At 65.9% G+C, this 21,982-nt stretch carries 22 protein-coding genes; 9 read left to right on the top strand and 13 right to left on the bottom strand.

Annotated features, from left to right (window positions below; all coding sequences use genetic code 11):
* The 6 genes from ABZD10_RS03200 to ABZD10_RS03175 all read right to left on the bottom strand — a co-directional run.
* Positions 1 to 842, bottom strand: an 842-nt coding sequence (locus ABZD10_RS03200; protein ID WP_372884660.1) for a DHH family phosphoesterase, incomplete at its 3' end; no start/stop codon positions are given.
* Entirely contained in the window at positions 839 to 1,402 is a 564-nt protein-coding gene (locus ABZD10_RS03195) for a cysteine hydrolase family protein (protein ID WP_372884659.1), read from the bottom strand. The genes ABZD10_RS03195 and ABZD10_RS03200, both read right to left, overlap by 4 nt.
* 3 nt (positions 1,403 to 1,405) lie before the next feature.
* Positions 1,406 to 2,368, bottom strand: coding sequence for a class II fructose-bisphosphatase (gene glpX / locus ABZD10_RS03190; protein WP_372884658.1), 963 nt, complete (start codon positions 2,366 to 2,368; stop codon positions 1,406 to 1,408).
* 68 nt (positions 2,369 to 2,436) lie between these two features.
* Positions 2,437 to 3,117, bottom strand: coding sequence for a ceramidase domain-containing protein (locus tag ABZD10_RS03185; protein WP_372884657.1), 681 nt, complete (start codon positions 3,115 to 3,117; stop codon positions 2,437 to 2,439).
* A gap of 98 nt (positions 3,118 to 3,215) precedes the next feature.
* Positions 3,216 to 4,502, bottom strand: a complete 1,287-nt coding sequence (locus ABZD10_RS03180) for a homoserine dehydrogenase (protein ID WP_372884656.1) — start codon at positions 4,500 to 4,502, stop codon at positions 3,216 to 3,218.
* A gap of 155 nt (positions 4,503 to 4,657) precedes the next feature.
* Positions 4,658 to 4,894 (bottom strand): hypothetical protein, encoded by a 237-nt coding sequence (locus tag ABZD10_RS03175; protein WP_372884655.1) that lies wholly within the window; start codon positions 4,892 to 4,894, stop codon positions 4,658 to 4,660.
* A 114-nt stretch (positions 4,895 to 5,008) separates the two neighbouring features.
* Between ABZD10_RS03175 and ABZD10_RS03170 the strand changes: the two genes are divergently transcribed.
* A complete protein-coding gene (locus ABZD10_RS03170) occupies positions 5,009 to 5,596 on the top strand; it encodes a TetR/AcrR family transcriptional regulator (RefSeq protein WP_372884654.1) in 588 nt (195 codons plus the stop codon).
* A gap of 99 nt (positions 5,597 to 5,695) precedes the next feature.
* Here ABZD10_RS03170 and ABZD10_RS03165 read toward each other — a convergent pair whose 3' ends face one another.
* Positions 5,696 to 6,601 (bottom strand): pirin family protein, encoded by a 906-nt coding sequence (locus ABZD10_RS03165; RefSeq protein ID WP_372884653.1) that lies wholly within the window; start codon positions 6,599 to 6,601, stop codon positions 5,696 to 5,698.
* A gap of 192 nt (positions 6,602 to 6,793) precedes the next feature.
* Here ABZD10_RS03165 and ABZD10_RS03160 point away from each other — a divergent pair, with 192 nt between their 5' ends.
* The 6 genes from ABZD10_RS03160 (at position 6,794) to ABZD10_RS03135 (ending at position 12,528) form a co-directional block, all read left to right on the top strand.
* Positions 6,794 to 8,416 carry a long-chain-fatty-acid--CoA ligase gene (locus tag ABZD10_RS03160; RefSeq protein ID WP_372884652.1) on the top strand — a complete coding sequence of 541 codons (1,623 nt, stop codon included), beginning with the start codon at positions 6,794 to 6,796 and terminating at the stop codon, positions 8,414 to 8,416.
* A gap of 108 nt (positions 8,417 to 8,524) precedes the next feature.
* Positions 8,525 to 9,514, top strand: a complete 990-nt coding sequence (locus ABZD10_RS03155) for an NAD(P)H-dependent flavin oxidoreductase (protein ID WP_372884651.1) — start codon at positions 8,525 to 8,527, stop codon at positions 9,512 to 9,514.
* Entirely contained in the window at positions 9,511 to 10,179 is a 669-nt protein-coding gene (locus tag ABZD10_RS03150) for a histidine phosphatase family protein (protein WP_372884650.1), read from the top strand. Before ABZD10_RS03155 ends, ABZD10_RS03150 begins: the two co-directional genes overlap by 4 nt.
* 10 nt (positions 10,180 to 10,189) lie before the next feature.
* The gene (locus ABZD10_RS03145; protein ID WP_372884649.1) at positions 10,190 to 11,215 is read left to right on the top strand and encodes a phosphotransferase family protein; all 1,026 of its coding nucleotides are present in this window, start codon (positions 10,190 to 10,192) and stop codon (positions 11,213 to 11,215) included.
* Positions 11,208 to 11,993, top strand: coding sequence for an SDR family NAD(P)-dependent oxidoreductase (locus tag ABZD10_RS03140; RefSeq protein ID WP_372884648.1), 786 nt, complete (start codon positions 11,208 to 11,210; stop codon positions 11,991 to 11,993). The genes ABZD10_RS03145 and ABZD10_RS03140 overlap by 8 nt, the downstream gene beginning before the upstream one ends.
* Positions 11,994 to 12,114: 121 nt before the next feature.
* Positions 12,115 to 12,528 (top strand): PaaI family thioesterase, encoded by a 414-nt coding sequence (locus tag ABZD10_RS03135; protein WP_372884647.1) that lies wholly within the window; start codon positions 12,115 to 12,117, stop codon positions 12,526 to 12,528.
* Here the strand turns inward: ABZD10_RS03135 and arsJ are convergent.
* The 6 genes from arsJ to ABZD10_RS03105 all read right to left on the bottom strand — a co-directional run bounded on the left by arsJ (position 12,525) and on the right by ABZD10_RS03105 (position 17,862).
* Positions 12,525 to 13,772, bottom strand: coding sequence for an organoarsenical effux MFS transporter ArsJ (gene arsJ, locus ABZD10_RS03130; protein ID WP_372884646.1), 1,248 nt, complete (start codon positions 13,770 to 13,772; stop codon positions 12,525 to 12,527). The genes ABZD10_RS03135 and arsJ overlap by 4 nt on opposite strands.
* 35 nt (positions 13,773 to 13,807) lie before the next feature.
* The gene (locus ABZD10_RS03125; protein WP_372884645.1) at positions 13,808 to 14,821 is read right to left on the bottom strand and encodes a DUF1036 domain-containing protein; all 1,014 of its coding nucleotides are present in this window, start codon (positions 14,819 to 14,821) and stop codon (positions 13,808 to 13,810) included.
* 22 nt (positions 14,822 to 14,843) lie between these two features.
* A complete protein-coding gene (locus ABZD10_RS03120) occupies positions 14,844 to 15,854 on the bottom strand; it encodes an ArsJ-associated glyceraldehyde-3-phosphate dehydrogenase (RefSeq protein WP_372884644.1) in 1,011 nt (336 codons plus the stop codon).
* 51 nt (positions 15,855 to 15,905) lie between these two features.
* Positions 15,906 to 16,958, bottom strand: coding sequence for an ACR3 family arsenite efflux transporter (gene arsB, locus ABZD10_RS03115; RefSeq protein WP_372884643.1), 1,053 nt, complete (start codon positions 16,956 to 16,958; stop codon positions 15,906 to 15,908).
* Positions 16,955 to 17,302, bottom strand: coding sequence for an ArsR/SmtB family transcription factor (locus tag ABZD10_RS03110; protein WP_372884642.1), 348 nt, complete (start codon positions 17,300 to 17,302; stop codon positions 16,955 to 16,957). Before ABZD10_RS03110 ends, arsB begins: the two co-directional genes overlap by 4 nt.
* A 92-nt stretch (positions 17,303 to 17,394) precedes the next feature.
* Positions 17,395 to 17,862, bottom strand: coding sequence for an Lrp/AsnC family transcriptional regulator (locus ABZD10_RS03105; RefSeq protein WP_372884641.1), 468 nt, complete (start codon positions 17,860 to 17,862; stop codon positions 17,395 to 17,397).
* A gap of 108 nt (positions 17,863 to 17,970) precedes the next feature.
* On the opposite strand from ABZD10_RS03105, the gene ABZD10_RS03100 reads away from it, so the two are divergent.
* Positions 17,971 to 19,380, top strand: a complete 1,410-nt coding sequence (locus ABZD10_RS03100; protein WP_372884640.1) for an aminotransferase class V-fold PLP-dependent enzyme — start codon at positions 17,971 to 17,973, stop codon at positions 19,378 to 19,380.
* A gap of 80 nt (positions 19,381 to 19,460) precedes the next feature.
* Entirely contained in the window at positions 19,461 to 21,260 is a 1,800-nt protein-coding gene (gene lepA, locus ABZD10_RS03095; protein ID WP_372884639.1) for a translation elongation factor 4, read from the top strand.
* The last annotated feature ends 722 nt before the right edge of the window (positions 21,261 to 21,982 follow it).

The raw sequence follows: 21,982 nt of genomic DNA, 5'->3' as shown, positions 1-21,982 counted from the left end.
TCCATGCGCGCCACGTCGGACAGGGCCACGATGCCCGGGCGTTCGCGCCGCGCCATCACCTTCAGACCCTGGCGCACCAAGGCACGGTTGACCCCGATCAGCGGTGCCACATCTGCCACCGTCGCCAGCGCCACCAGGTCGAGAAACGCCATCAGGTCGGGCCCGCTGGCGCCGTCATCGCGCATCTGGCGGTTGGCTTCGACCAGCATCAGGAACACCACCGCAGCCGCGCAGAGATGCGCAAGCTCGCCGCTTTCGTCCTGGCGGTTGGGGTTCACCACGGCCAAAGCCTCGGGCAGGGTCTCACCGCCCAGGTGGTGGTCGAGCACGATCACATCGGCGCCCTTGGCGGCGGCGATCGGCCCATGGCTGAGGGTGCCGCAATCGACGCAGACGATCAGGTCGTGATCGCCGGCCAGCGCCGCCATCGCGGCTTCGTTGGGGCCATAGCCCTCGTCGATGCGGTCGGGCACGTAAAGTGTCGCGCCCAGCCCCATCTGGCGCAGCCAGGTCATGAGCAGCGCCGCCGAGGAGCCGCCATCGACGTCGTAATCGGCAAAGACGGCGATCTTCTGACGCGCTTTCACCGCATGCAGGAAGCGCCGCGCGGCGGTCTCCATGTCGCGGATGCTGCGTGGGTCAGGCAGCAGGTCGGCCAGCTTGGGTTCGAGGAAGGATGCCGCCTGCTGCGCGTCCACGCCGCGCCGCGCCAGGATCTGGCACAGGGCCGGGGGCAGGGGGGTGTCTTGCGCCAGCGCCTCGGCGGCGCGGCTGACGTCGCTTGACGGCCCGAGCCAACGCCGACCGGTGAGCGAGGCCGTGACCCCGAGAAAACCGCTCATGCCAGCGCCTCCAGAATCGCCTCGGTCGACATCGCGCGGCAAAACTCGCCATGCAGCATCGACACCTCGGCCATGTGCAGCGCCTCGGCGCCGAGCACCGGGGCATCGGGGTGCCAGTCACGGCGGGCATGGTTTTCGAAGGCCGCGCAGGCGTCATGCGCCAGCCAGGTGTCGAACCCGAGGTTGGCCGCCATCCGCACCGAGGTGGATATGCATTGCGGCGTCGACAGCCCGGCAATTACCAGGCCGCTGACCCCAAGCCGGCGCAGGTGAGCCTCGAGCGGGGTGCCGATGAAGGCGGAATTGGTCTGTTTGGAAAACACCGTCTCGCCGTCGCGCGGCGCCACCTGCGGCTTGATCGTGGTGCCGCCATTGGCCGGATGCAGCGGGCTATCGCGGCGGGTCGAGAGGTGCTGGACATGCACCAGCGGCGCAGCGCGGTCCCGGAACCGGGACAGCAGCCGCGCCGCATTGGTTTCGGCCTCGGGATTGTTGCGCGCGCCATGCAGCGGGCTGTCCATGCCCAGCTGGAAGTCGATCAGGATCAGCGCGCGCGCCACGGATCACACGGGCGTGCGATAGGTCATGCGCCGCACCGAGCCCGACTTGGAGCGCATCAGCAGGGTTTCGGTGGTGATCCAGCCCGGCTCGGTCTTGATGCCTTCGACCAGCGACCCCTGGGTGACGCCGGTGGCGGCGAAGATCACGTCCTCGGTGACCATTTCATCACGGCTGTAGATGCGGTCGAGATCGGTGATGCCGGCCTTGGCGGCGCGGCCGCGCTCGTCATCGTTGCGGAACAGCAGGCGGCCCCAGATCTGGCCGCCCATGCATTTCAGCGCCGAGGCCGCCAGCACCCCCTCGGGGGCGCCGCCCTGACCCATGTACATGTCGATGCCGGTGACATCGGCCTCGGCGCAATGCATCACGCCGGCGACATCGCCATCGGTGATCAGCCGGATCGCGGCGCCGGTCGAGCGCACCTCGGCGATCATTTCCTCGTGGCGCGGACGCTCGAGGATGCAGACGGTGATGTCCTCGGTGGCGCAGCCCTTGGCCTTGGCCAGCGCCTCGACGCGCTCTTTCGGGCTCATCTCAAGCGAAACCACGTCCTTGGGATAGCCCGGGCCGACGGCCAGCTTGTCCATGTAGACGTCGGGCGCGTGCAGCATCGAGCCGCGCGGCCCCATGGCGATCACGGTCAGCGCGTTGGGCATGTCCTTGGCGGTCAGCGTGGTGCCCTCCAGCGGGTCCAGCGCGATGTCGACGCCGGGGCCTTCGCCGGTGCCCACCTCTTCGCCGATGAACAGCATCGGGGCCTCGTCGCGTTCGCCCTCGCCGATCACCACCACGCCGGCAATGTCGAGAAGGTTCAACTGGTCGCGCATCGCGTTGACCGCGGCCTGGTCGGCGGCTTTCTCGTCGCCGCGCCCCACCAGCTTGGCCGAGGCCAGCGCGGCCTGTTCCGCAACGCGGGCCAGGCCCAGTGAAAGCATACGGTCATGAAATTCGGCTTTGGGGGACATGAAATCTATCCTTGGAGAGGGGCATTTTGACAAAGGGGTTTAGACCTCCGGGCCCTTGGGCACAAGCGTCAAAGGCGGTTTCGCACCAGCGCCTGCAGCAACAGGGCCACCATCAGACCGTTGAGGATATGCCACAGGAAATGCGTGCCCACGGGCAGGCTGGCGCAGACCCCGAGGTCGATGGTGCGGAAGATCAGCGAGACCAGGAAGCTTAGCGCCGCCGCCCCGGCCCAGGGCGCCATCGGGTGGCGCCGCCGCCATGTGATGCCGGCAAAGACCGCAAGGGCGATCAGCGCCGGGGCATATTGCAGCGAGCCGTTCAGAACCGGGGGCGACGGCGCAGCCGGCTGCGATCCCGTGGCCAGGAAGACCACCACCAGAACGGCGCCCACGGCGGCGCCGATGCGCAGAACCCGGCCCGGCGCGACGCCCCCCACCATGTGGATGGCGGTCAGCACGTAAAGCGCGACAAAGCTCCAGATCGGCACCACGTCGGCCCATTCCGACCAGGTGTTGGCAAAGGTGTGAAACAGGAACGACCCGACCCCGATGGCGCCGCCAAGGGCGATCAGCAGGTTGAGCACAACCGGCACCGGCGGGTGCTTGCGCGCTTCGGCCCAGGCCCAGAGCGCGGCGAGCACGAAGGCGAGGTTCGACACCGCGTTGACCGGCTCGGCCCAGAACGCGGGGCCGAGACGTTCGCAGTAAAGGTCGATCGGCTGCAAAGGGGAGATGGAATAAAGGGCCATGGAAAACGGATCCTTGCAAACACTGGTACAGGCGCCCGGAAAATGCCGGGCGGAACGAGACGAAAACTATGCGGCCAGGGCGCGGGGCCCCGGCCGGATCAGACGGTTTCGATGCGCAGCGCGACCGGATCGTTGACCATCACGCCGGTGGCGCGCATGGCCTCGACGGCGGTATCCAGCGCCGCGCGCTGGGTCTTGTGGGTGACGATCAGCACCGGCGCGTTGGTGTCGCTGTGCCGGGTCTGGCGCATGCGGTCGATGCTGATGCCGTTCTCGCCCAGAACCGTGGCGATCTTGGCCAGCGCCCCGGGGCGGTCCTCGAGGGTCAGGTGCAGATAGTAGGGGGCGGGCGAGTTCGACTGCGCCACCTTGGCCTCGGCCAGTTCCCGCGCCGGGATGCCGAAGGTCGAGATCCTGAGGCCGCGGGCGATGTCCATGACGTCGCCCATCACCGCGCTGGCGGTCGGACCCTCGCCGGCACCGGGGCCGCGCAGCACCACCTGTTCGACCGCGTCGCCCTCGATCACCACCATGTTGGTGCCGCCCTTGAGCTGGCCCAGCGGGCTTTCTTCGGGCACCAGACAGGGCGACATGCGCTGCTCCAGCCCGCGCCCGGTCATCTGCGCCACGCCCAGAAGCTTGATCCGATAGCCTAGCTCGGCCGCCTGGTGGATGTCCTCGATCGCGATCCGCTGGATGCCCTCCAGCTCGACCCCTGCAAAATCGACCCGGGTGCCGAAGGCGATCGACGCCAGCAGCGCCAGCTTGTGGCCGGCGTCGATACCGCCGACATCGAGGTTGGGATCGGCCTCGAGATAGCCCAGTGCCTCGGCCTCGGCAAAGACTTGGTCATAGGGCAGGCCGGCATCCTGCATGCGGGTCAGGATGTAATTGCAGGTGCCGTTCATCACCCCCATGACGCGGGTGATGTCGTTGCCGGCCAGGCCCTCGGTCAGCGCCTTGATCACCGGAATGCCGCCGGCCACGGCCGCTTCGAAGCGAATCACGCAGCCCTTGGCTTCGGCGGTTTCCGCAAGGCTCTGGCCGTGATGCGCCAGCAGCGCCTTGTTGGCGGTGACCACGTCCTTGCCCGCCGCCAGCGCCGCCTCGGTGGCCAGACGCGCCGCGCCCTCGTGGCCGCCCATCAGCTCGACGAAGACATCGACGTCGTCGCGCTGCGCCAGCGCCACCGGATCGTCCTCCCAGGCGTAGGCGTCGAGGTTGACACTGCGGTCCTTGTCGCGCGAGCGGGCCGAAACGGCGCTGATGACAACCGGACGTCCGCTGCGCTGCGCCAAAAGGTTGGCCTTCTGACGGACGATCTTGACGACACCGACACCGACGGTGCCGAGGCCGGCAATGCCCAGACGCAGGGGGGTTGTCATGAAGACGCTCCTTGAAATGCTGTGAACTTGCGCGCCATGTAGCCGGTTCGCGCCCCTTGTGCAACGCGGCGATGGGGCCCGGCCTGCGGTTTTTCGGCGCCTGTGACCGGCAAGGAGCGCGATCGCGGCGCCGCCCGGCGCCCGCGACGGTCGCTTCAGTCGGTCGGGGCGCTGCGCAGGGCTTCGGCGCGTTGCCGCACACCGCCGATGCGGCCCTGCAACCGTGCCTCGCTGGTCGCGTCGAGCCGGGGCTGCGTTTCGGGCAGGGCGATGGCATCCAGCGGCACCAGCGCCGGGAAGCTGTCGGCGGTGGCATCGCCCGTCGGTGCCTCATCAAGTTCGGGAAACTGGGCGCATGCCGCCAGTCCCGCCACCAGAACCATCCAGATCATTCCGACACGCATCGATCACGGCCATCCGTTTCAAACCCGCCCCTTTCTGCCCCAGCCCCAGCCCCTGCGCAAGCGGGGGTTTTAAGTGAACGGATGTTCAGTTAACCTGCCCCCATGGCCAGAACCCAGGGATCGCATTCCGACATCACCGGCCCGCGCGTGCGCCGCGCGGCGCTGACGCTTTTCGCCCGCCATGGCTATGCCGCCGTGTCGATGCGCCAGATTGCCCGCGAGGTCGGGGTCCAGGCCGGGGCGCTCTACAATTACACCCCCGACAAGCAGAGCCTGCTGTTCGACCTGATGCAGTCCCACCTCAGCGAACTGCTGGCCGCGCGACCGCCGATGGCCGCCGGCAGCGGCGCCATGCAGCGGCTCGAGGCCTTCACCCGCTTCCATATCCGCTTTCACTCGCAGCGCCCCGAAGAGGTGTTCATCGCCTATATGGAACTGCGCAACCTCAGCCCCGAGAATTTCGCCCTCATCGAGGGTCAGCGCCGCGCCTACGAAGACCGGCTGGAAGAGATCCTGCGCGCCGGGGTCGCCGAGGGCAGCTTTGAAGTCGCCGATACCAAGATCGCCACGCTGGCGGTGATCGCCATGCTGACCGGGGTCAATACCTGGTACCGCGAGGGCGGCCGCCTGTCGCTGGACGAGGTCGAGCGCATCTACTGGGACATGGTGCGCAAATCGGTCGCCGCCTGAACCGCGCTGCGCCGCTTTCTCTTGCCCGAAATATCCCGGGGGGAGGCGGCTTTCACCGAAAGCCGGCGGGGGGCAGCGCCCCCCTGAACGGCCCGGGCATCAGCCCCTGATGAAGCGGTCGTTGCGCAGGTCGGCAAAGGCCTGCATCAGCTCCTCGCGGGTGTTCATCACGATCGGACCGTGCCAGGCCACCGGCTCGCGGATCGGGGCGCCGGAAATCAGCAGGAATCGCGCCCCGCGCGCGCCGGCCTGCACGGTGATCGCATCCCCGGTGCCAAAGCGTACCAGGGTGCGATCGCCGGTCAGATCGCGCAGATGCACCTCTTCGCCGGCAACCTCCTTTTCCAGCAGCACGCCCGAAGGCGGGCCGGCATCGGCAAACCGCGCCTCGCCCTCGAAGACATAGGCAAAGGCGCGCCGGTAGGTGTCCACCGGCAGCGTCTTCTTGACCCCGGGCGGCAGCGTCACGTCAAGGTATTGCGGATCGGCGGCGATGCCGTCGACCGGGCCGCGCTGGCCCCAGAACCGGCCGACGATCACCCGTACCCTTGTGCCGTCATCATCGACGATCTCGGGGATCTCGGCAGCGCCGACATCCTGATAGCGCGGCGCGGTCATCTTCAGGTCGCGCGGCAGGTTGGCCCAGAGCTGGAAGCCGTGGTTGACCCCGGCGGCGTCGGGGGCCGGCATCTCCTGATGCAGGATCCCCGATCCGGCGGTCATCCATTGCACGTCACCGGCCCCCAGCACGCCGCTGTTGCCCAGCGAATCCTGGTGCTCGACGGTGCCCGACAGCACATAGGTGATGGTCTCGATGCCGCGATGCGGATGCCAGGGGAAACCGGCGCGGTATTTCTCGGGGTCGTCGTTGCGGAAATGGTCCATCAGCAGGAAGGGATCCAGCTCTTCGGGGTCGCGAAAGCCGAAGGCGCGGTGCAGGTGAACGCCGGCGCCTTCCATCGTCGGCTGGGCCGGCCGCTGTTCGAGAACGGGTCTGATCGACATGGCGTGTCTCCTTTCCCATCATAGCTAGGTCGCGCCCCCGGGGCAGGCAATGCCCCGTGCTGTGCCTCAGCGCGCGCCTGCTGTGCGTCGCGGCCGCCTCCGACGCTACGGCACAAGCGGAAACGGCTTTGCCCGCAGGGCATGGCCCGGTCATAGTGAACACAGCAATTCACGCGCCGGGGAGGGCCAGACATGCTTGGGTCGATGATGATGCGTCCGCTGAGGATCGCCGATATCCTGACATATGCCGCCGAAATTCACCCAAGCGCCGAGATCGTCTCGGTGCGCAGCGAGGGCGATCTTCACCGCACCACCTATGCGGAAACCGCGCGCCGGGTGGCACAGCTGGCGCACGGGCTGCGGGCCATCGGGGCGCGCCCCGGAGACCGCATCGCCACCCTGGCCTGGAACGGCTACCGCCATTTCGAGCTGTACTACGCGATCTCCGGGCTGGGGGCGGTCTGCCATACCATCAACCCCCGGCTGGCGGCCGAGCAGATGACCTATATCATCCGCCACGCCGAGGACACGGTCCTGTGTCTCGACCTGGCCTTCGTGCCGCTGGTCGCGGCGTTGCGCGAGCAGTGGCCGGCAGGGCTGAAACTGGTGGTGATGACCGACCCTGCGCATATGCCCGAGGGGGATTATCTCTGCTACGAAGACCTGCTCGAGGGCCAGCCCGAGCAGTTCGACTGGCCGGAGTTCCCCGAAGAGACCGCCGCCGCCCTGTGCTATACCTCGGGCACCACCGGCCACCCCAAGGGCACGCTCTACAGCCACCGTTCGACCGTGCTGCACGCGATGATGGTCGGCCTGTCGCTGCCGGCGGCTTTGCAGCCGGGGCGCAGGATCCTGCCGGTGGTGCCGCTGTTTCATGTCAACGCCTGGGGGCTGCCCTATGCGGCGCCGCTGACCGGGGCGTCGCTGATCTTCCCCGGACCGGCGCTCGACGGTGAAAGCCTGTTCCGCCTGATGGAGGCCGAACAGGTCTATTCGGCCTGGGGCGTGCCCACCGTCTGGCTGGGGCTCCAGGCCGAGATCGCCAGGCAGGGGCGCCTTCCTGCGGGCTTTGCCGACATGGTGGTGGGCGGCTCGGCGGCCCCGGCCAGCATGATCCGCGACTTCGAATCCCGCGGCGTCAATGTCTGCCACGCCTGGGGCATGACCGAGATGAGCCCGGTCGGCACCCAGGGCAACCTGCCGGTGCATCTTGACCACCTGTCGCTGGACGAGAAGGTCGCCATCAAGGGCAAGCAGGGCCGGCGCATCTTCGGGGTCGACCTCAAGATCGTCGACGAGGACGGCGCCCGCCTGCCGCATGATGGCATCGCTGCCGGAGAGCTGTTCGTGCGCGGCAATGCCATCACCGCCGGCTATTTCCGCAATGACGAGGCCAACGCCGGGGCCTTCGACGGCGAAGGCTGGTTCGGCACCGGCGATGTCGCCACCATCGACCGAGAGGGCTATCTCTGCATCACCGACCGGGCCAAGGATCTGATCAAGTCGGGCGGCGAGTGGATCAGCTCTCTGGACCTCGAGAACACCGTCATGGCGCACCCGCTGGTGGCCAATTGCGCGGTGATCGCGGTGCCGCATCCCAAGTGGGACGAACGCCCGCTGCTGATCGTGGTGCCGTCACCCGAGGGCCGGCCGCAGGTGGGCGAGTTGATGGCGCTTTTGGAGGTGCATTTCGCGAAATGGCAGCTGCCCGACGACGTGGTCTTTGTCGACGAACTGCCCCTGACCGCCACCGGCAAGGTCTCCAAGCGCACGCTGCGACAGCGTTTTGCCGATCACAAGTTGCCCGAGACCTGAGTCCCGGGGCGCCGTCCTGACCAAGTGACGCAAAGTCGTTTGCGCCGGGGCTTGCGTTGCACGGCAAAAAACATACCGTCGGGTATGTATTGAAATCAGGAGGCCCCCATGCCCGGCGACAGCCAATTCCCCCCGGCCCTTCAAGGGTTGCGCATTCCCGTCGTGGCGGCGCCCTTGTTCATCATTTCGGTTCCCGCTTTGGTGATCGCGCAATGCAAGGCGGGGGTGATCGGCAGCTTTCCGGCACTGAATGCCCGCGAGGCCGAGGGCGAACCGCCCCTGCTCGAGGCCTGGCTGCGCGAGATCACCGAAGAACTGGATCGCCACAACCAGGCAAACCCCGACACCCCGGCGGCCCCCTTCGCGGTCAACCAGATCGTCCATCGCTCCAATGCCCGGCTCGACCGCGACGTCGAGATCTGCGCGCGCTGGAAGGTGCCGGTCTGGATCACCTCGCTGGGGGCGCGGGTCGAGGTCAACGAGGCGGCGCACAGCTGCGGCGGCATTGCGCTGCATGACATCATCAACAACCGCTTTGCCCGCAAGGCGATCGACAAGGGGGCCGACGGGCTGATCGCGGTGGCGGCGGGGGCCGGGGGCCATGCCGGCGCGCAGTCGCCCTTCGCGCTGATCCGCGAGATCCGCGAATGGTTCGACGGGCCGCTGCTGTTGTCGGGCGCCATCGCCACCGGCGATTCGCTGCTGGCGGCGCAGGCCATGGGCGCCGATCTGGGCTATGTCGGATCGCCCTTCATCGCCACCGACGAGGCCAACGCGGTGCCCGGCTACAAGGAGATGATCGTCCGCTCGGGCGCCGAGGACATCGTCTATTCCTCGCTGTTCACCGGGGTTTCGGGCAACTACCTGCGCGGCTCGATCGAAAACGCCGGCATGGATCCGGACAATCTGCCCGAGGGCGACCTGTCGACCATGAGTTTCGGCGCCAAGCGCGAAAAGCCCAAGTCATGGAAGACCATCTGGGGCGCGGGGCAGGGGATCGGCGCGGTCAAGGACGTGGTCCCCGCCGCCGATGTGGTGGCGCGGATCGAGGCCGAATATCACGCCGCCTTTGCCCGGCTGAAGGCGCGCATGGCATGAGCCGGATGTTCCATCTCGTGCGCCATGCGCAGGCTTCTTTCGGGGCTGCCGATTACGACAATCTCTCGCCGCTCGGTCATCGCCAGTCCGAGGCTCTGGGCGCGGCGCTGAAACGGCAGGGGGTGACCCCCGACCGGGTGTTCATCGGCGCCATGAAACGCCACCGCCAGACCTGGGAGGGCATGGCCAGGGGGCTGGGCATCTCAGCCGAGCCAGAAGTGCTGCCGGGCCTCAATGAGTTCGACTTCACCGGGCTCTTGAACGCGCGCTTCGCCGCCGGGGGCGCGCCCGAGGGCATGCATGACGACCGCCGCGCGCATTTTCGCACCCTGCGCGACACGGTTCTGATGTGGCAGCGCGACGAGATCGACAACCCGCCCGAAAGCTTTGCGGCCTTCGCGTCGCGGGTGCGCAGGGCGCGCGAGACCATCGCCGAAAGCGGCGCCCGCACGCCGCTGGCGGTATCCTCGGGCGGCGCCATCGGCCAGACCGTGGCCGAGATCACCGGCGGGCCGGCCGATCAGATGATCGCGCTGCAATTGCAGGTCAAGAACTGCGCCGTGGCGCGTTTCGTGCTGTCGCGCAACGGCACCTGGCTGAACGGGTTCAATGAAACCCCGCATATCGACGCTGCCAACCAGGATGAAATGCTGACCTACAGCTGAGGAGACGCACATGGATACCAGCCGACTTGACACCGGGGCCGTCGCGGCCTGGCTGTCGCGGAACCTCGAGGGGTTCGAAGGGCCGCTTGCGGCCGAGAAATTCGCCGGCGGCCAGTCGAACCCGACCTTCGCGCTGACCGCGCCGTCGGGCGACTATGTGCTGCGGCGCAAGCCGCCCGGGGTGCTGCTGAAATCGGCCCATGCGGTGGACCGCGAGTTCCGGGTGCAGAAGGCGCTGGCGGGCAGCGAGGTGCCGGTGGCGAGAATGCTGCAGCTGTGCGAAGACGATTCGGTCATCGGCTCGGCCTTCTATGTGATGGAGCGGGTGCGCGGGCGCGGTTTCGACGACCCGCGCCTGCCGGAATTGGATATGGATCAGCGCCGGGCGGTGTTTGATGAAATGAACCGGGTTCTGGCGGCGATCCATTCCGTCGACATCACGGCGGCGGGGCTGGCCGATTACGGGCCCGAGGGCAATTATTTCGAACGCCAGATCGGCCGCTGGACCAAGCAGTACCGGGCCTCGGAAACCGAAACCGTGCCGGCGATGGACCAGCTGATCGACTGGCTCGCGGCCAATACGCCGGAAGATGACGGCAAACGCACCCTCGTGCATGGCGATTACCGGCTCGACAATCTGCTGTTTTCGGAGGCGGGCACCGACTGTGTCGCGGTGCTCGACTGGGAGCTGTCGACCATCGGCCACCCCTATGCCGATCTCGCCGCCGTCATCATGCAGTGGCAGATGCCCCCCGGCGGCTCGGGGAGGGGGCTGAAGGGGGTGGACCGTACGGCGCTGGGCATCCCTTCGGATCGCGCGTTCATCGCCGCCTATTGCCAGCGCATGGGGATCCCCGGCATCGAGCGCTTCGGCTTCTACCTTGCCTTCTGTTTCTTCCGCATGGCGGCGATCATCCAAGGGGTCAAGAAACGCGGGCTTGACGGCAATGCCTCGGACCCCGAGCGCGCCGCCAAGATGGGCACCTATGTGCCCCTGTTTGCAAAAGCCGGGCTGGAGGCAACGACGCATGGGTAATCGGTTTCAGGATCAGGTGGTGATGATCACCGGCGCGGCCTCGGGGTTCGGCAGGATGGCCGCAGACCGCTTTGCCGCCGAAGGGGCGAAACTGGCGCTGTCGGATATTTCGGGCGCGGCGCTGGACGAGGTTGCCCAAAGCCTGCGCGATGGCGGCACCGAAGTGATTGCGGATGTGGTGGATGTGTCGGAGCAGGCTCAGGTTCAGGCCCATGCAGCCCATATCGTCGAGGCGTTTGGCACCCTGCATGTGGGCATCAACAATGCCGGGCTGGGGCATGACCTGGCGCCCCTGCACCTGTTGCCGGTCGAGCAGTTCGACAAGAACTACGCGGTCAATGCGCGCGGTGTCTTCCTGTGCATGCAGGCGCAGCTGCCGATGATGCTGGAAGCCGGGGGCGGCGTGATCCTCAACGTCGCCTCGGCGGCGGGCCTGGTGGGCTCGGGCCGTCTTTCGGGCTATGCGGCGGCGAAACACGCGGTTGTCGGGCTGACCCGCGCGGCGGCGGATGAATATGCCCGCAAGAACATTCGCGTCAATGCCCTGTGCCCGGCCTTTACCGTCACCCCGCTGGTCGAGGAAATGGCGGCGCAGGTCGGCGCCCGCGGCGGGATGAACCGCGATCAGGCGCTGGGCCATATCGCCTCGAGAATTCCCATGGGGCGGGTGGCGCAGCCGGAAGAGATCGTGCAGGCGATGCTCTGGGCCTGCGCGCCGGAAAACTCCTTCATGACCGGGCAGGCGCTGGCGCTGGACGGCGGGTTGACGGCGGTGTGAGTCGCCGATGCGAGGTGGCTCGGGGCCGGTGTCGGGACGCCTCCGGCGGGAGTATTTTTGAAGAGATGAAGCCGGGGGTATTTGCCTTGGTTGGGCGGTAGGCTAGACAAAGGGTATGGACATGACACCGCTTGCGCCCGAGCTTGATGAAAGCCCCTATGCGCTGCAAAAACATCTCGGGTTTCAGCTGACCCATTGGGGGCAGGATCACGCGCGGCTGGAACTGCCGATCGAGCATTTCCTGTCCAATCGCGCCGGGCTGCCGCATGGCGGGGTCTATGCGACCCTTCTTGACACCGTGATGGGCTATGCCGGCTGTTTTACCGGCGATCCGGGCCACAAGCGGCTGGCGCTGACGCTGACCTTGACCACCAGTTTCCTCAGCCGCCCCAAGGGGCGCTTGCTGATTGCCGAGGGGCGCAAGGTGGGCGGCGGGGCCGCGACGTTTTTTGCCGAGGCCACGGTGCTGGACGAGACCGGCGAGTTGATCGCGCGCGGCTCGGGCGCTTTCAAGTACCGCAAGACCCGGCTTTAACGCATCAGCCTGCGCGCCGCCACAGTCGAGGCGGCGGCCATGGCGGCGGCGCTCAAAAGGCACAGCGGCAGCCCGCCCAGCTGATAGCTGAGGCCCGAAAGCAATGTGCCCGCCAGGCGCCCGGCGGCATTGGCCATGTAGTAGAACCCCACATCCAGCGTCACCCGCTCGCCCGTCGTGAAGGCGAGGATCAGGTAGGAGTGCACCGAGGAGTTTACCGCAAAGACAAAGCCGAACAGCATGAGCCCCGCCACAAGGATGGCGGTCAGTCCGGGCGGGTCGAGCCAGACGGCGCCCGACAGCGCCAGCGGGATCAGGGTCAACAGCGCCACCCAGAGCACCGCCTTTTGCACGATGTCATCGGTGCTGCTGCTGGCGGCCCCGAGCAGTTTCGGCGCCAGCCCCTGCACAAAGCCATAAAGGATGATCCACAGCGCCATGAAGCTGCCGATCATGAAGAAAGCCGCGCGGTTGCCTTCTTCCGAGCCATCCGACAGCACCGCGTAGAAATAGACCGGGATGCCGACCACGAACCACACGTCGCGCGCGCCGAACAGGAAGAGACGCGCCAGGCTCAGGCGGTTGATGTCGGGATCTTTGGAAAACACATGCGCGAACTTGGCCGATTTCTTGCCCTGCGGCAGCCCGCCGGGCATGAACAGCATCACCGCCAGCAGGATCAGCGCCAGCACCGCCGCCATCGCCAGAACGGATGTGAGAAAGCCCCAGACCGCGAGCAAAACAGCGCCCAGGAGGAAGCCGCAGCCCTTGACCGCGTTCTTGGAGCCGGTGAGCACGGCCACCCATTTGAACAGCGTGCCGTCGCCGGAAGGGGCCAGCAGCTTCACTGCCGATTTGGCCGACATCTTGGCCAGATCCTTGGCCACGCCCGAGAGGCCCTGCACCGCCATCACGTAGAGCACCGAGGCCGCCAGCCCCCAGCCCGGATCGAGCTGCGCCAGCGCCAGCAGCGCCGCGATCTGCAGGCCGAGCCCGGCATAGAGCGTCGAGGTCAGACCGAATCGCGCCGCCAGCCAGCCGGCCGAGAGGTTGGTGACCACGCCCATCACCTCGTACAGCAGGAACAGATAGGCCAGTTGCACCGCCGAGAAGCCAAGGGTGTGGAAATGCAGCAGCACCAGCATGCGCAGGGCGCCGTCGGTCAGCATGAAGGCCCAATAGGCTGCCGTTACCGTGATATAGGCCGCCAGTCCCTCGGGGCGGCCCGCAGTCGTGTTTTGCATGTCTCGTCTCGTGTATGGAAAGTCAGACCACTGCGCTAGTTGACCCGGGTGAACATCAGATCGCGCATGGCCCCGACCGGGAACAGCACCAGCCGGCTGGTCGCGTCATGCAGGATCATGCAGCGTTCAAACTCCGGGTCATTGAAAGATTTCAGGATCAGCGCCGGCCCGTCGCCATGGGCGCCGTCGCAGGTGCGCGCCCAGGTCATCAGCGACATGTCGGTGGGCACCTCGTCATAGAGTTCTTCCATGATACCGCCATGGATCAGCACCTGATAGGAGGCATCATCGAGCGAGCGCCACAGCCCCTGCACGCCGTCGCGCTCGCGGGCAAAGGGGTCTGCGCCGCCGATGTCATAGCCGCGCAGGGTCACATTGGCGGTCAGCCCTTGGTAATTCATCATGTCGCCCTCGATGCTGATCGGCGTGTTGGGCGGCTGCATCAGCAGTTCCTCGAGCATCCATTGCGGGGTCGGGTCGGCGGAATTGGCCACATAGCGCCAGCCGTCATTGTGGATCTCGCATTGCATGGTGGCGTCGAAAACGTCGCAATGGCTGAGAATGCCGGCGATCGAATAGGGCTCGCCATGGGTGCCCGGCGGGTCGATTTCGTCCTGGCTGTGCAGCGGCACTTCGTCAAAGTTCGAGGCCGGCGCTGCCCCCGGCGCCGTCAGATTGAGGGTGAAGCTCTTGGCCTCGCCGGTGTCGATCTGGCGAAATTCGCTGCGCTCGTAACCGCGCGCCTTGCAGTCGCTATCACCGACAATGGTGAAGGCCTGCGAGCGGGTGCAGAAGAAATAGCTTTCGCCCGGCCAGTTGTAGGATTTCGACGTCACCCGGTAATAGTAGTAGCGGTTTTTCAGATCGCCGCCCTCGACCACCGAACAATCATAGGGCGGGATGTTCCACCAGCCTTCCGAGGTCCAGGCCCCGTCGGCCTTGTAGCCGATCGCCACGCTGGCCTTGGCGTCGGTCTCGTTGCAGACCTTGAGATCGGCCTCTGCGGGCAGGGCAAGCAGGCAAAGGGCAGTCAGAAGCGGGCGGAACATGGCCGTGTCCTCTTGGGTTACCTCAAAGCGATGCCACCACCATACGCGTGACATCGGCCAATCGCCAAGCATAGCCCCATTCGTTGTCATACCAGGCATAGACCTTGACGTGGCGCTTGTTGACCACCCGGGTCGACAGGGCATCGACGATGGTTGACCGGTCGTCATTGGTGTAGTCGGTGCTGACCAGCGGGCGGGTCTCATAGCCGAGAATGCCTTCGAGCGCGCCGGAGGCGGCCTCTTCGAACAGCGCGTTGACCTCTTCGGCGCTGGTGTCGCGGGCGACGTCGAAGACGATGTCGGTCAGCGAGGCATTGAGCAGCGGCACCCGCACCGCGTGGCCGTCGATGCGGCCCTCGAGCTCGGGAAAGATCTGGATGATCGCCTTGGCCGAGCCGGTGGTGGTGGGGATCAGCGAATTCAGGGCCGAGCGCGCACGGCGCGGATCCTTGTGCGCGCGATCGACGATCACCTGGGTGTTGGTGACGTCGTGGATGGTGGTGAAACTGGCCTGTTCGATGCCGAGATGGTCGTTGATGACCTTGACCACCGGGGCGATGCAATTGGTGGTGCAGGAGGCGGCGGTGATGACCCGATGCGCCGCCGGGTCGTAGATCGCCTCATTCACGCCATAGACGATATTGGCGGCGTCGTCCTCTTTCACCGGCGCCGAGACCACGACCTTTTTCACGCCGGCGTCGAAATAGGGTTGCAGCGCGGCATTGGTCTTGAAGGCGCCGGTGCAGTCGACCACCAGATCGACGCCCAGCTCTTGCAGGGGCAGGGCGGCAAGGTCGCGGGTGGTGGTGAAGCGCATCTTCTGCCCGTCGACGGTGATGCTGTCGGCGTCATGGGCGAAATCGGCGCGCCAGCGGCCATGCACGGTGTCGAATTCCAACAGATGGGCGTGCAGGGCGGCGTCGCCCTCGGCGTCGTTCAGCAAGACGATGTCGGCCTCCAGCCCGAGGTCGAAAAAGCTGCGGATCACCAGCTTGCCCATGCGGCCCAGCCCGTTGATGGCGATTTTTGTCATGGTGTCAGTCCTTTGTGGATCGCAGGGGCGCTGCCCCTGGCATTCGGGAAATTACGAAGGGAACCAGCCGCGGGTGCGATTGGCAAAGGCCACCAGAGACAGCATCACCGGCACTTCCACCAGCACGCCGACCACCGTCGCCAGCGCCGCGCCCGAGCCGAGCCCGAAGAGCGAGATCGCCACCGCCACTGCCAGTTCGAAGAAATTCGAGGTGCCGATCAAGGCGCAGGGCGCGGCGACGTTGAAGGGAACCCGCCACAGCCGCGCCCAGCCATAGGCGAGAAAGAACATGCCATAGGACTGGATCAGCAGGGGCAGCGCGATCAGCAGGATCACGAAGGGGTGTTCGAGAATCACCTGCCCCTGAAAACCGAACAGCAGCACCACGGTGACCAGCAGCCCGGTGATCGAAAAGGGCTGCACCCGGGCCTTGAAGGCCTCGACCGCCGGTTCGCCGCCACGCTCCACCAGTCGCCTGCGGGTCACAAGACCCGCCAGCAGCGGCAGCAGCACGTAAAGCAGCACCGACAGGATCAGCGTCTGCCAAGGCACCACGATGTCGGTCACGCCGAGAAGAAGCGCCACGATGGGGGCAAAGGCAAAGACCATGATGACGTCGTTCACGCTGACCTGCACCAGCGTGTAGGTCGGATCGCCGCGGGTCAGATTGGACCAGACGAAGACCATAGCGGTGCAGGGTGCGGCGCCCAGCAGGATCACCCCGGCCAGATAGGCCCGGGCATCCTCGGGCGCGATCCAGTCCGCGAAGAGGTGCTCGAAGAACAGGACACCCAGTGCCGCCATGGTGAAGGGTTTCACCAGCCAGTTGACCACCAACGTGATCACCAGCCCCTTGGGGCGCTCGCCGATATGGCCGAGGGCGCCGAAATCCACGCCCACCATCATCGGATAGACCATGGCCCAGATCAGCACCGCCACCGGCAGGTTGACCGAGGCGACTTCCATCGCCGCCAGCGCGCCAAACAGACCCGGCATCAGGTTGCCCAACAGCATGCCGGCGCCGATCGCCAGCGCCACCCAAAGCGACAACCAGCGTTCGAACAGCCCCATCGGTGCGGGTTGGTTCAGGGTTGCGTCGCTCATGGCGCATCTCCTTTGCAGCCACCGGCAAGGTCGCCGATCAGCGGATCACACAGCTCTGGCCGGCCTCCGCAGCAATCCTTGAGCAGGAAATCCAGCATCCCGCGCAGCCCTTCGGTATCGGCGAAATAGCGGATCGCCCGGCCTTCGCGCCGGTTTTTCACCAGACCGGCATTCAGCAAAACCGAAAGATTGGCGCTCAGCGTGTTCTGGCGCACATCCAGGATCGCGGCGATTTCGCCGGCCTGCCGGCCCGTGCTGCCAGCCTCGATCAACAGGCGGAACGCGTCCAGCCGGACAGGTTGGCTCAGGGCGGCAAAGGCGGTGAGGGCGGATGTCTTTTCCATATTTCATGAATTATTGAAGCAACGGGCGGGCCACAAGGATTCTCTGGCCAGTTCAGATGAAGTTTTCATGACGCTTTTGCGGGTCTGGCCGGCTATTCGAACACGTCCAGCGGCCGGTCTTCGAGCATGGTCTCCATCGAGAACATCCCGGTCACGGTCTCAAGCTCGATGCCCTTGGTCAGCCGCTTGTAGACCCGGTCATAGCCCGCCATGCCATGTGTCACCACTTTCAGCATGTAGTCCCACTCTCCGCCGATCCGGTGCATTTCGACCACCTGCGGGATGCGCGCCACATGGGCGCGGAAGCTCTCGATCCAGTCATCGGAATGGTTGCGGGTGCGCACCATGACAAAGACCGTCAGATCAAGCCCCAGCCGTTCGGCGCTGATGCGTCGCCGCGTGCCCAGAAGAATGCCGTCTTCCTCCAGCCGCTTCAGGCGCCGCCATAGGGCGTTCTGCGACAGGCCGACCTGTTCTGCCAGATCGCGCTGCGACAGCGCGCCGTTGCGTTGCGCGATGTCCAGTATCCGGCGGTCGATTTGATCGAGAATTTGCTTCATATTGGTTCAAATGACACAAAAATTCGATGTTTTCAATAAAATCAGGGGGAAATCTGCGATTGCCGAAGGGGTAATGTCCTAAAAGCATATCCATTGAAAAGGTGCCTCATGACCCTTGCCCAAAGCCGCCTCTCCGCTTTCGAAGCCAGCCTGCGCGCCCTGCCGGACCCCGAGGCGGCGCTGAAGGACGGGCTGATCGGTCAGGGGCTGACGATCGACACTGCCTTCGGCGCCCGGCCGCTTGTTTATGCCGATTACGTCGCCTCGGGGCGCGCCCTGCGCCAGGTCGAGGAGTTCGTGATGCAGAACGTGCTGCCCTATTACGCCAACAGCCATACGGTCGACAGTTTCTGCGGTGCCGCCATGACAGGCTTGCGGGCCGAGGCCCGGGCGGTGATTGCCGAGAAATGCGGTGGCAACACCGCGGATCATGCGGTGATCTTCACCGGCGCGGGGGCGACCTCGGCGCTCAACCAGCTGGTGCATCTGGTGGGGCTGCGCGATGCGGTGGCGCGCGGCGAGCGGGCCTTTGTCCTCATGGGCCCCTATGAGCATCACTCCAACATCCTGCCGTGGCGCGAAAGCGGCGCCGAGGTGATCGAGATTGGCGAAGCCGAGGCCGGCGGCCCCGATCTCGGGCAGTTGCGACAGGCGCTGATCCGCTGCGCGGGGCGGGGGCTCACGGTGGCGGCCTTCTCGGCGGCGTCCAATGTCACCGGCATCTGCAGCGATGTCGCCGCCGTGACCCGGCTGGTCAAGGCGCAGGGCGCGGTGATGATCTGGGACTATGCCGGCGGCGGCCCCTATCTGCCGATCGACATGACCCTGCCCTGCGGCACCGGGATTGATGCGGTGGCGCTGTCGCCGCACAAGTTCCTTGGCGGGCCCGGCAGCAGCGGGGTGCTGCTGCTGCGCCGTGACGCGGTGCGCGCCACCACCCCCAGCCGCCCCGGCGGCGGCACCGTCGCCTTTGTCAACGGAACCCGCCACGACTATGTCGACAGCGTCGAACAGCGCGAAGAGGGCGGCACCCCGAACGTGATCGGCGACATCCGCGCCGCGCTGGCGCTGATCGTGAAAGACGTGATCGGCCAGGAACGGATCACCGCGCGCAACGCGGAGCTGAGCGCCCGGGCCTTCGCGGCCTGGCAGGGGTGCCCCGGCCTCGAGCTGCTGGCGCCCCGTCACCGCGCGCGCCTGCCGATCCTGTCCTTCGTGCCGCGCGACGCCTCGGGGCGCCGCATCGACTATCGCGCCTTCACCCGCGCCCTGTCCGATCGTTTCGGCATTCAGGCGCGCGGCGGCTGTTCCTGCGCCGGACCCTATGTGCACCGGCTGCTGGGAATCGATGACGCCTGGTCCGAAGAGATCCGCGCCGGCATCCTTGCCGGCGACAGCGGTGCGAAACCCGGTTTCGTGCGCCTCAATCTCAGCCCGCTGATGGAGGACAGTACCGTCGACTACATCCTCTCCTCGGTACGGGCCTTGCTCGGGCAGGACATGGCCGGAGCGGCTTGAGGGCACCGGCGCCAGCGCCCGACCCGGCGCCAGCGCGTGCCCGCTTGACCAAACGCAGATTTACGCTCATATGCCGGTCCATGACCGAGCTTTCGAAAATCCGCAATTTCTCCATCGTCGCCCATATCGACCACGGGAAATCCACCCTCGCCGACCGCCTCATCCAAGAGACGGGCACGGTGAAGGATCGTGACATGAAGGAACAGCTGCTTGACTCGATGGACATCGAGCGCGAGCGCGGCATCACCATCAAGGCCAACACGGTGCGCATCGACTATAAGGCTGACGATGGTGAGACCTATGTGCTGAACCTGATCGACACCCCCGGTCACGTCGATTTCGCCTATGAGGTGTCGCGCTCGATGAAGGCGGTCGAGGGCTCGCTCTTGGTGGTCGATTCGACCCAGGGCGTCGAGGCCCAGACCCTGGCCAATGTCTATCAGGCGATCGAGGCCGATCACGAGATCGTGCCGGTTCTGAACAAGATCGACCTGCCGGCCTCGGACTGCGACCGGGTCGCCGAACAGATCGAGGACGTGATCGGCATCGACGCCACCGGCGCCATTCAGGTCAGCGCCAAGACCGGGCAGGGCATCCATGAGACGCTTGAGGCCATCGTCCGGGATCTGCCGGCGCCGAAGGGCGACATCAATGCGCCGCTGAAGGCGATGCTGGTCGATTCGTGGTATGACGCCTATCTCGGGGTGATCGTGCTGGTGCGGATCATGGACGGCACCCTGAAAAAGGGCCAGCGGGTCAAGTTCATGTCGAACGGCACCCTGCACAGCGTCGACCGGGTCGGCGTTTTCCGCCCCGAGATGCAGATGATCGACAAGCTGGGCCCCGGCGAGATCGGATTCCTGACCGCCTCGATCAAGCAGGTGCGCGACACGCGCGTCGGCGACACGATCACCAATGACCGCAACGGCGCCGACAAGGCGCTGCCCGGCTTCAAACCGGCGCAGCCGGTGGTGTTCTGCGGCCTGTTCCCGGTCGATTCGGCCGAGTTCGAGGACCTGCGCGACGCCATCGACAAGCTGGCGCTGAACGATGCCTCCTTCTCTTATGAAATGGAGACCTCGGCCGCGCTGGGCTTTGGCTTCCGCTGCGGCTTTCTTGGCCTGCTGCACCTCGAGGTGATCCGCGACCGCATCGAACGCGAATACAATATCGAGCTGATCACAACCGCGCCCTCGGTGATCTATCATGTCTACATGAAGGACGGCGAAAAGATCGACCTGCACAACCCTGCCGACATGCCCGACATGTCGAAGGTCGATCACCTTGAGGAACCGCGCATCAAGGCGACGATTCTGGTGCCCGACGAATACCTTGGCGACGTGCTGAAACTGTGCCAGGACCGGCGCGGTCTTCAGCTTGACCTGACCTATGCCGGCAGCCGCGCCATGGTGGTCTATGACCTGCCGCTCAACGAGGTGGTCTTCGACTTCTACGACCGCCTGAAATCGGTGACCAAGGGCTATGCCTCCTTCGACTACCAGATGGAGGAATACCGCGAGGACAACCTCGTGAAGATGTCGGTTCTGGTCAACGACGAACCGGTCGACGCGCTGTCGATGATGGTGCACCGTGACCGCGCCGAGATGCGCGGCCGGGCGATGTGCGAGAAGCTGAAAGAGCTGATCCCGCGTCACATGTTCAAGATCCCGATCCAGGCCGCCATCGGCGGCAAGGTCATCGCCCGCGAGACCCTGTCGGCGCTCAGGAAGGACGTGACCGCGAAATGCTATGGCGGCGATGCGACCCGCAAGCGCAAGCTTCTGGACAAGCAGAAGGCCGGCAAGAAGAAGATGCGCCAGTTCGGCAAGGTCGATATCCCGCAAGAGGCCTTCATCTCGGCGCTGAAGATGGACAGCTGACCCCCGGTTTGCGGTGGCGCCGATTTGGCCCGCCGCAGAGGGGCGCAGCGGAAATTGGTTTTCCACAAGGCAAGCCGTTTGGATGATGTCCGAATTGGATCCTTATCCACAGGAAATCCACAAGTCATTCCAGTGACTTACCCCCAAGAAATTGCCTCGGTGCGTGTTTTTTTCCTTGCCCGACTCACCCCGTTGGCCGCAGCCTGAGGTCAACGCGAAGGGGTCTTCACCAGACCCGGCGCGGGACGCCAAGGTCTTCCGGGACCCGAGCGGGGAAGGGATAGGTTACACCGAACCGACCTCGTGCTGACGGATCCGGGACGCTGGCCGAAAGGTTCGGGTTTTCAACGATCTGGGCCGGAAGGTGGCGCAAAAGCCATGGCGTGGATCGGCGGCGGGGTTCGCCCGGCCGACGATAGGGGGGAGCAGGCCTCAGGGCTTGTATCCCGCGGCTGAGGTTCCTTGAACCTGAGCAAACCGAACGGGTGGACCCCTCGGGGTGCGGTCGTTCATCGAAGGCGTCAGGATGGGGGCTGCGGCCCCGTTGCAAAGACCGCGTCTGAGCACCTGACGTCTTCATTCTTTTTCGGACATGAGTACAAACGCCGGTCGTCGCCTGCCGGCTGTTTCGCGTGGCTTGCAGACAGGGCGCATCGCGGCAGGGGTGAACGTGAAGCCAAGGGCAGAACGAGGCGGGGCCTGCCGGCGTGTCGCTGGCAGGC

It is taken from the genome of Shimia sp., from assembly GCF_041624275.1.
Taxonomy (GTDB): domain Bacteria; phylum Pseudomonadota; class Alphaproteobacteria; order Rhodobacterales; family Rhodobacteraceae; genus Shimia.
This window is presented reverse-complemented; position numbering and strand designations above follow the sequence as displayed.

What these genes read in the sequence shown, in the direction of transcription:
- ABZD10_RS03105 (WP_372884641.1), bottom strand. Translation starts at nt 17,862, where the DNA reads ATGAAGCAAATTCTCGATCAAATCGACCGCCGGATACTGGACATCGCG.
- glpX (WP_372884658.1), bottom strand. Translation starts at nt 2,368, where the DNA reads ATGTCCCCCAAAGCCGAATTTCATGACCGTATGCTTTCACTGGGCCTG.
- ABZD10_RS03175 (WP_372884655.1), bottom strand. Translation starts at nt 4,894, where the DNA reads ATGATCTGGATGGTTCTGGTGGCGGGACTGGCGGCATGCGCCCAGTTT.
- ABZD10_RS03135 (WP_372884647.1), top strand. Translation starts at nt 12,115, where the DNA reads ATGACACCGCTTGCGCCCGAGCTTGATGAAAGCCCCTATGCGCTGCAA.
- arsB (WP_372884643.1), bottom strand. Translation starts at nt 16,958, where the DNA reads ATGAGCGACGCAACCCTGAACCAACCCGCACCGATGGGGCTGTTCGAA.
- ABZD10_RS03125 (WP_372884645.1), bottom strand. Translation starts at nt 14,821, where the DNA reads ATGTTCCGCCCGCTTCTGACTGCCCTTTGCCTGCTTGCCCTGCCCGCA.
- ABZD10_RS03145 (WP_372884649.1), top strand. Translation starts at nt 10,190, where the DNA reads ATGGATACCAGCCGACTTGACACCGGGGCCGTCGCGGCCTGGCTGTCG.
- ABZD10_RS03150 (WP_372884650.1), top strand. Translation starts at nt 9,511, where the DNA reads ATGAGCCGGATGTTCCATCTCGTGCGCCATGCGCAGGCTTCTTTCGGG.
- lepA (WP_372884639.1), top strand. Translation starts at nt 19,461, where the DNA reads ATGACCGAGCTTTCGAAAATCCGCAATTTCTCCATCGTCGCCCATATC.
- ABZD10_RS03140 (WP_372884648.1), top strand. Translation starts at nt 11,208, where the DNA reads ATGGGTAATCGGTTTCAGGATCAGGTGGTGATGATCACCGGCGCGGCC.
- ABZD10_RS03155 (WP_372884651.1), top strand. Translation starts at nt 8,525, where the DNA reads ATGCCCGGCGACAGCCAATTCCCCCCGGCCCTTCAAGGGTTGCGCATT.
- ABZD10_RS03165 (WP_372884653.1), bottom strand. Translation starts at nt 6,601, where the DNA reads ATGTCGATCAGACCCGTTCTCGAACAGCGGCCGGCCCAGCCGACGATG.
- ABZD10_RS03120 (WP_372884644.1), bottom strand. Translation starts at nt 15,854, where the DNA reads ATGACAAAAATCGCCATCAACGGGCTGGGCCGCATGGGCAAGCTGGTG.
- ABZD10_RS03180 (WP_372884656.1), bottom strand. Translation starts at nt 4,502, where the DNA reads ATGACAACCCCCCTGCGTCTGGGCATTGCCGGCCTCGGCACCGTCGGT.
- ABZD10_RS03110 (WP_372884642.1), bottom strand. Translation starts at nt 17,302, where the DNA reads ATGGAAAAGACATCCGCCCTCACCGCCTTTGCCGCCCTGAGCCAACCT.
- arsJ (WP_372884646.1), bottom strand. Translation starts at nt 13,772, where the DNA reads ATGCAAAACACGACTGCGGGCCGCCCCGAGGGACTGGCGGCCTATATC.
- ABZD10_RS03160 (WP_372884652.1), top strand. Translation starts at nt 6,794, where the DNA reads ATGCTTGGGTCGATGATGATGCGTCCGCTGAGGATCGCCGATATCCTG.
- ABZD10_RS03170 (WP_372884654.1), top strand. Translation starts at nt 5,009, where the DNA reads ATGGCCAGAACCCAGGGATCGCATTCCGACATCACCGGCCCGCGCGTG.
- ABZD10_RS03185 (WP_372884657.1), bottom strand. Translation starts at nt 3,117, where the DNA reads ATGGCCCTTTATTCCATCTCCCCTTTGCAGCCGATCGACCTTTACTGC.
- ABZD10_RS03100 (WP_372884640.1), top strand. Translation starts at nt 17,971, where the DNA reads ATGACCCTTGCCCAAAGCCGCCTCTCCGCTTTCGAAGCCAGCCTGCGC.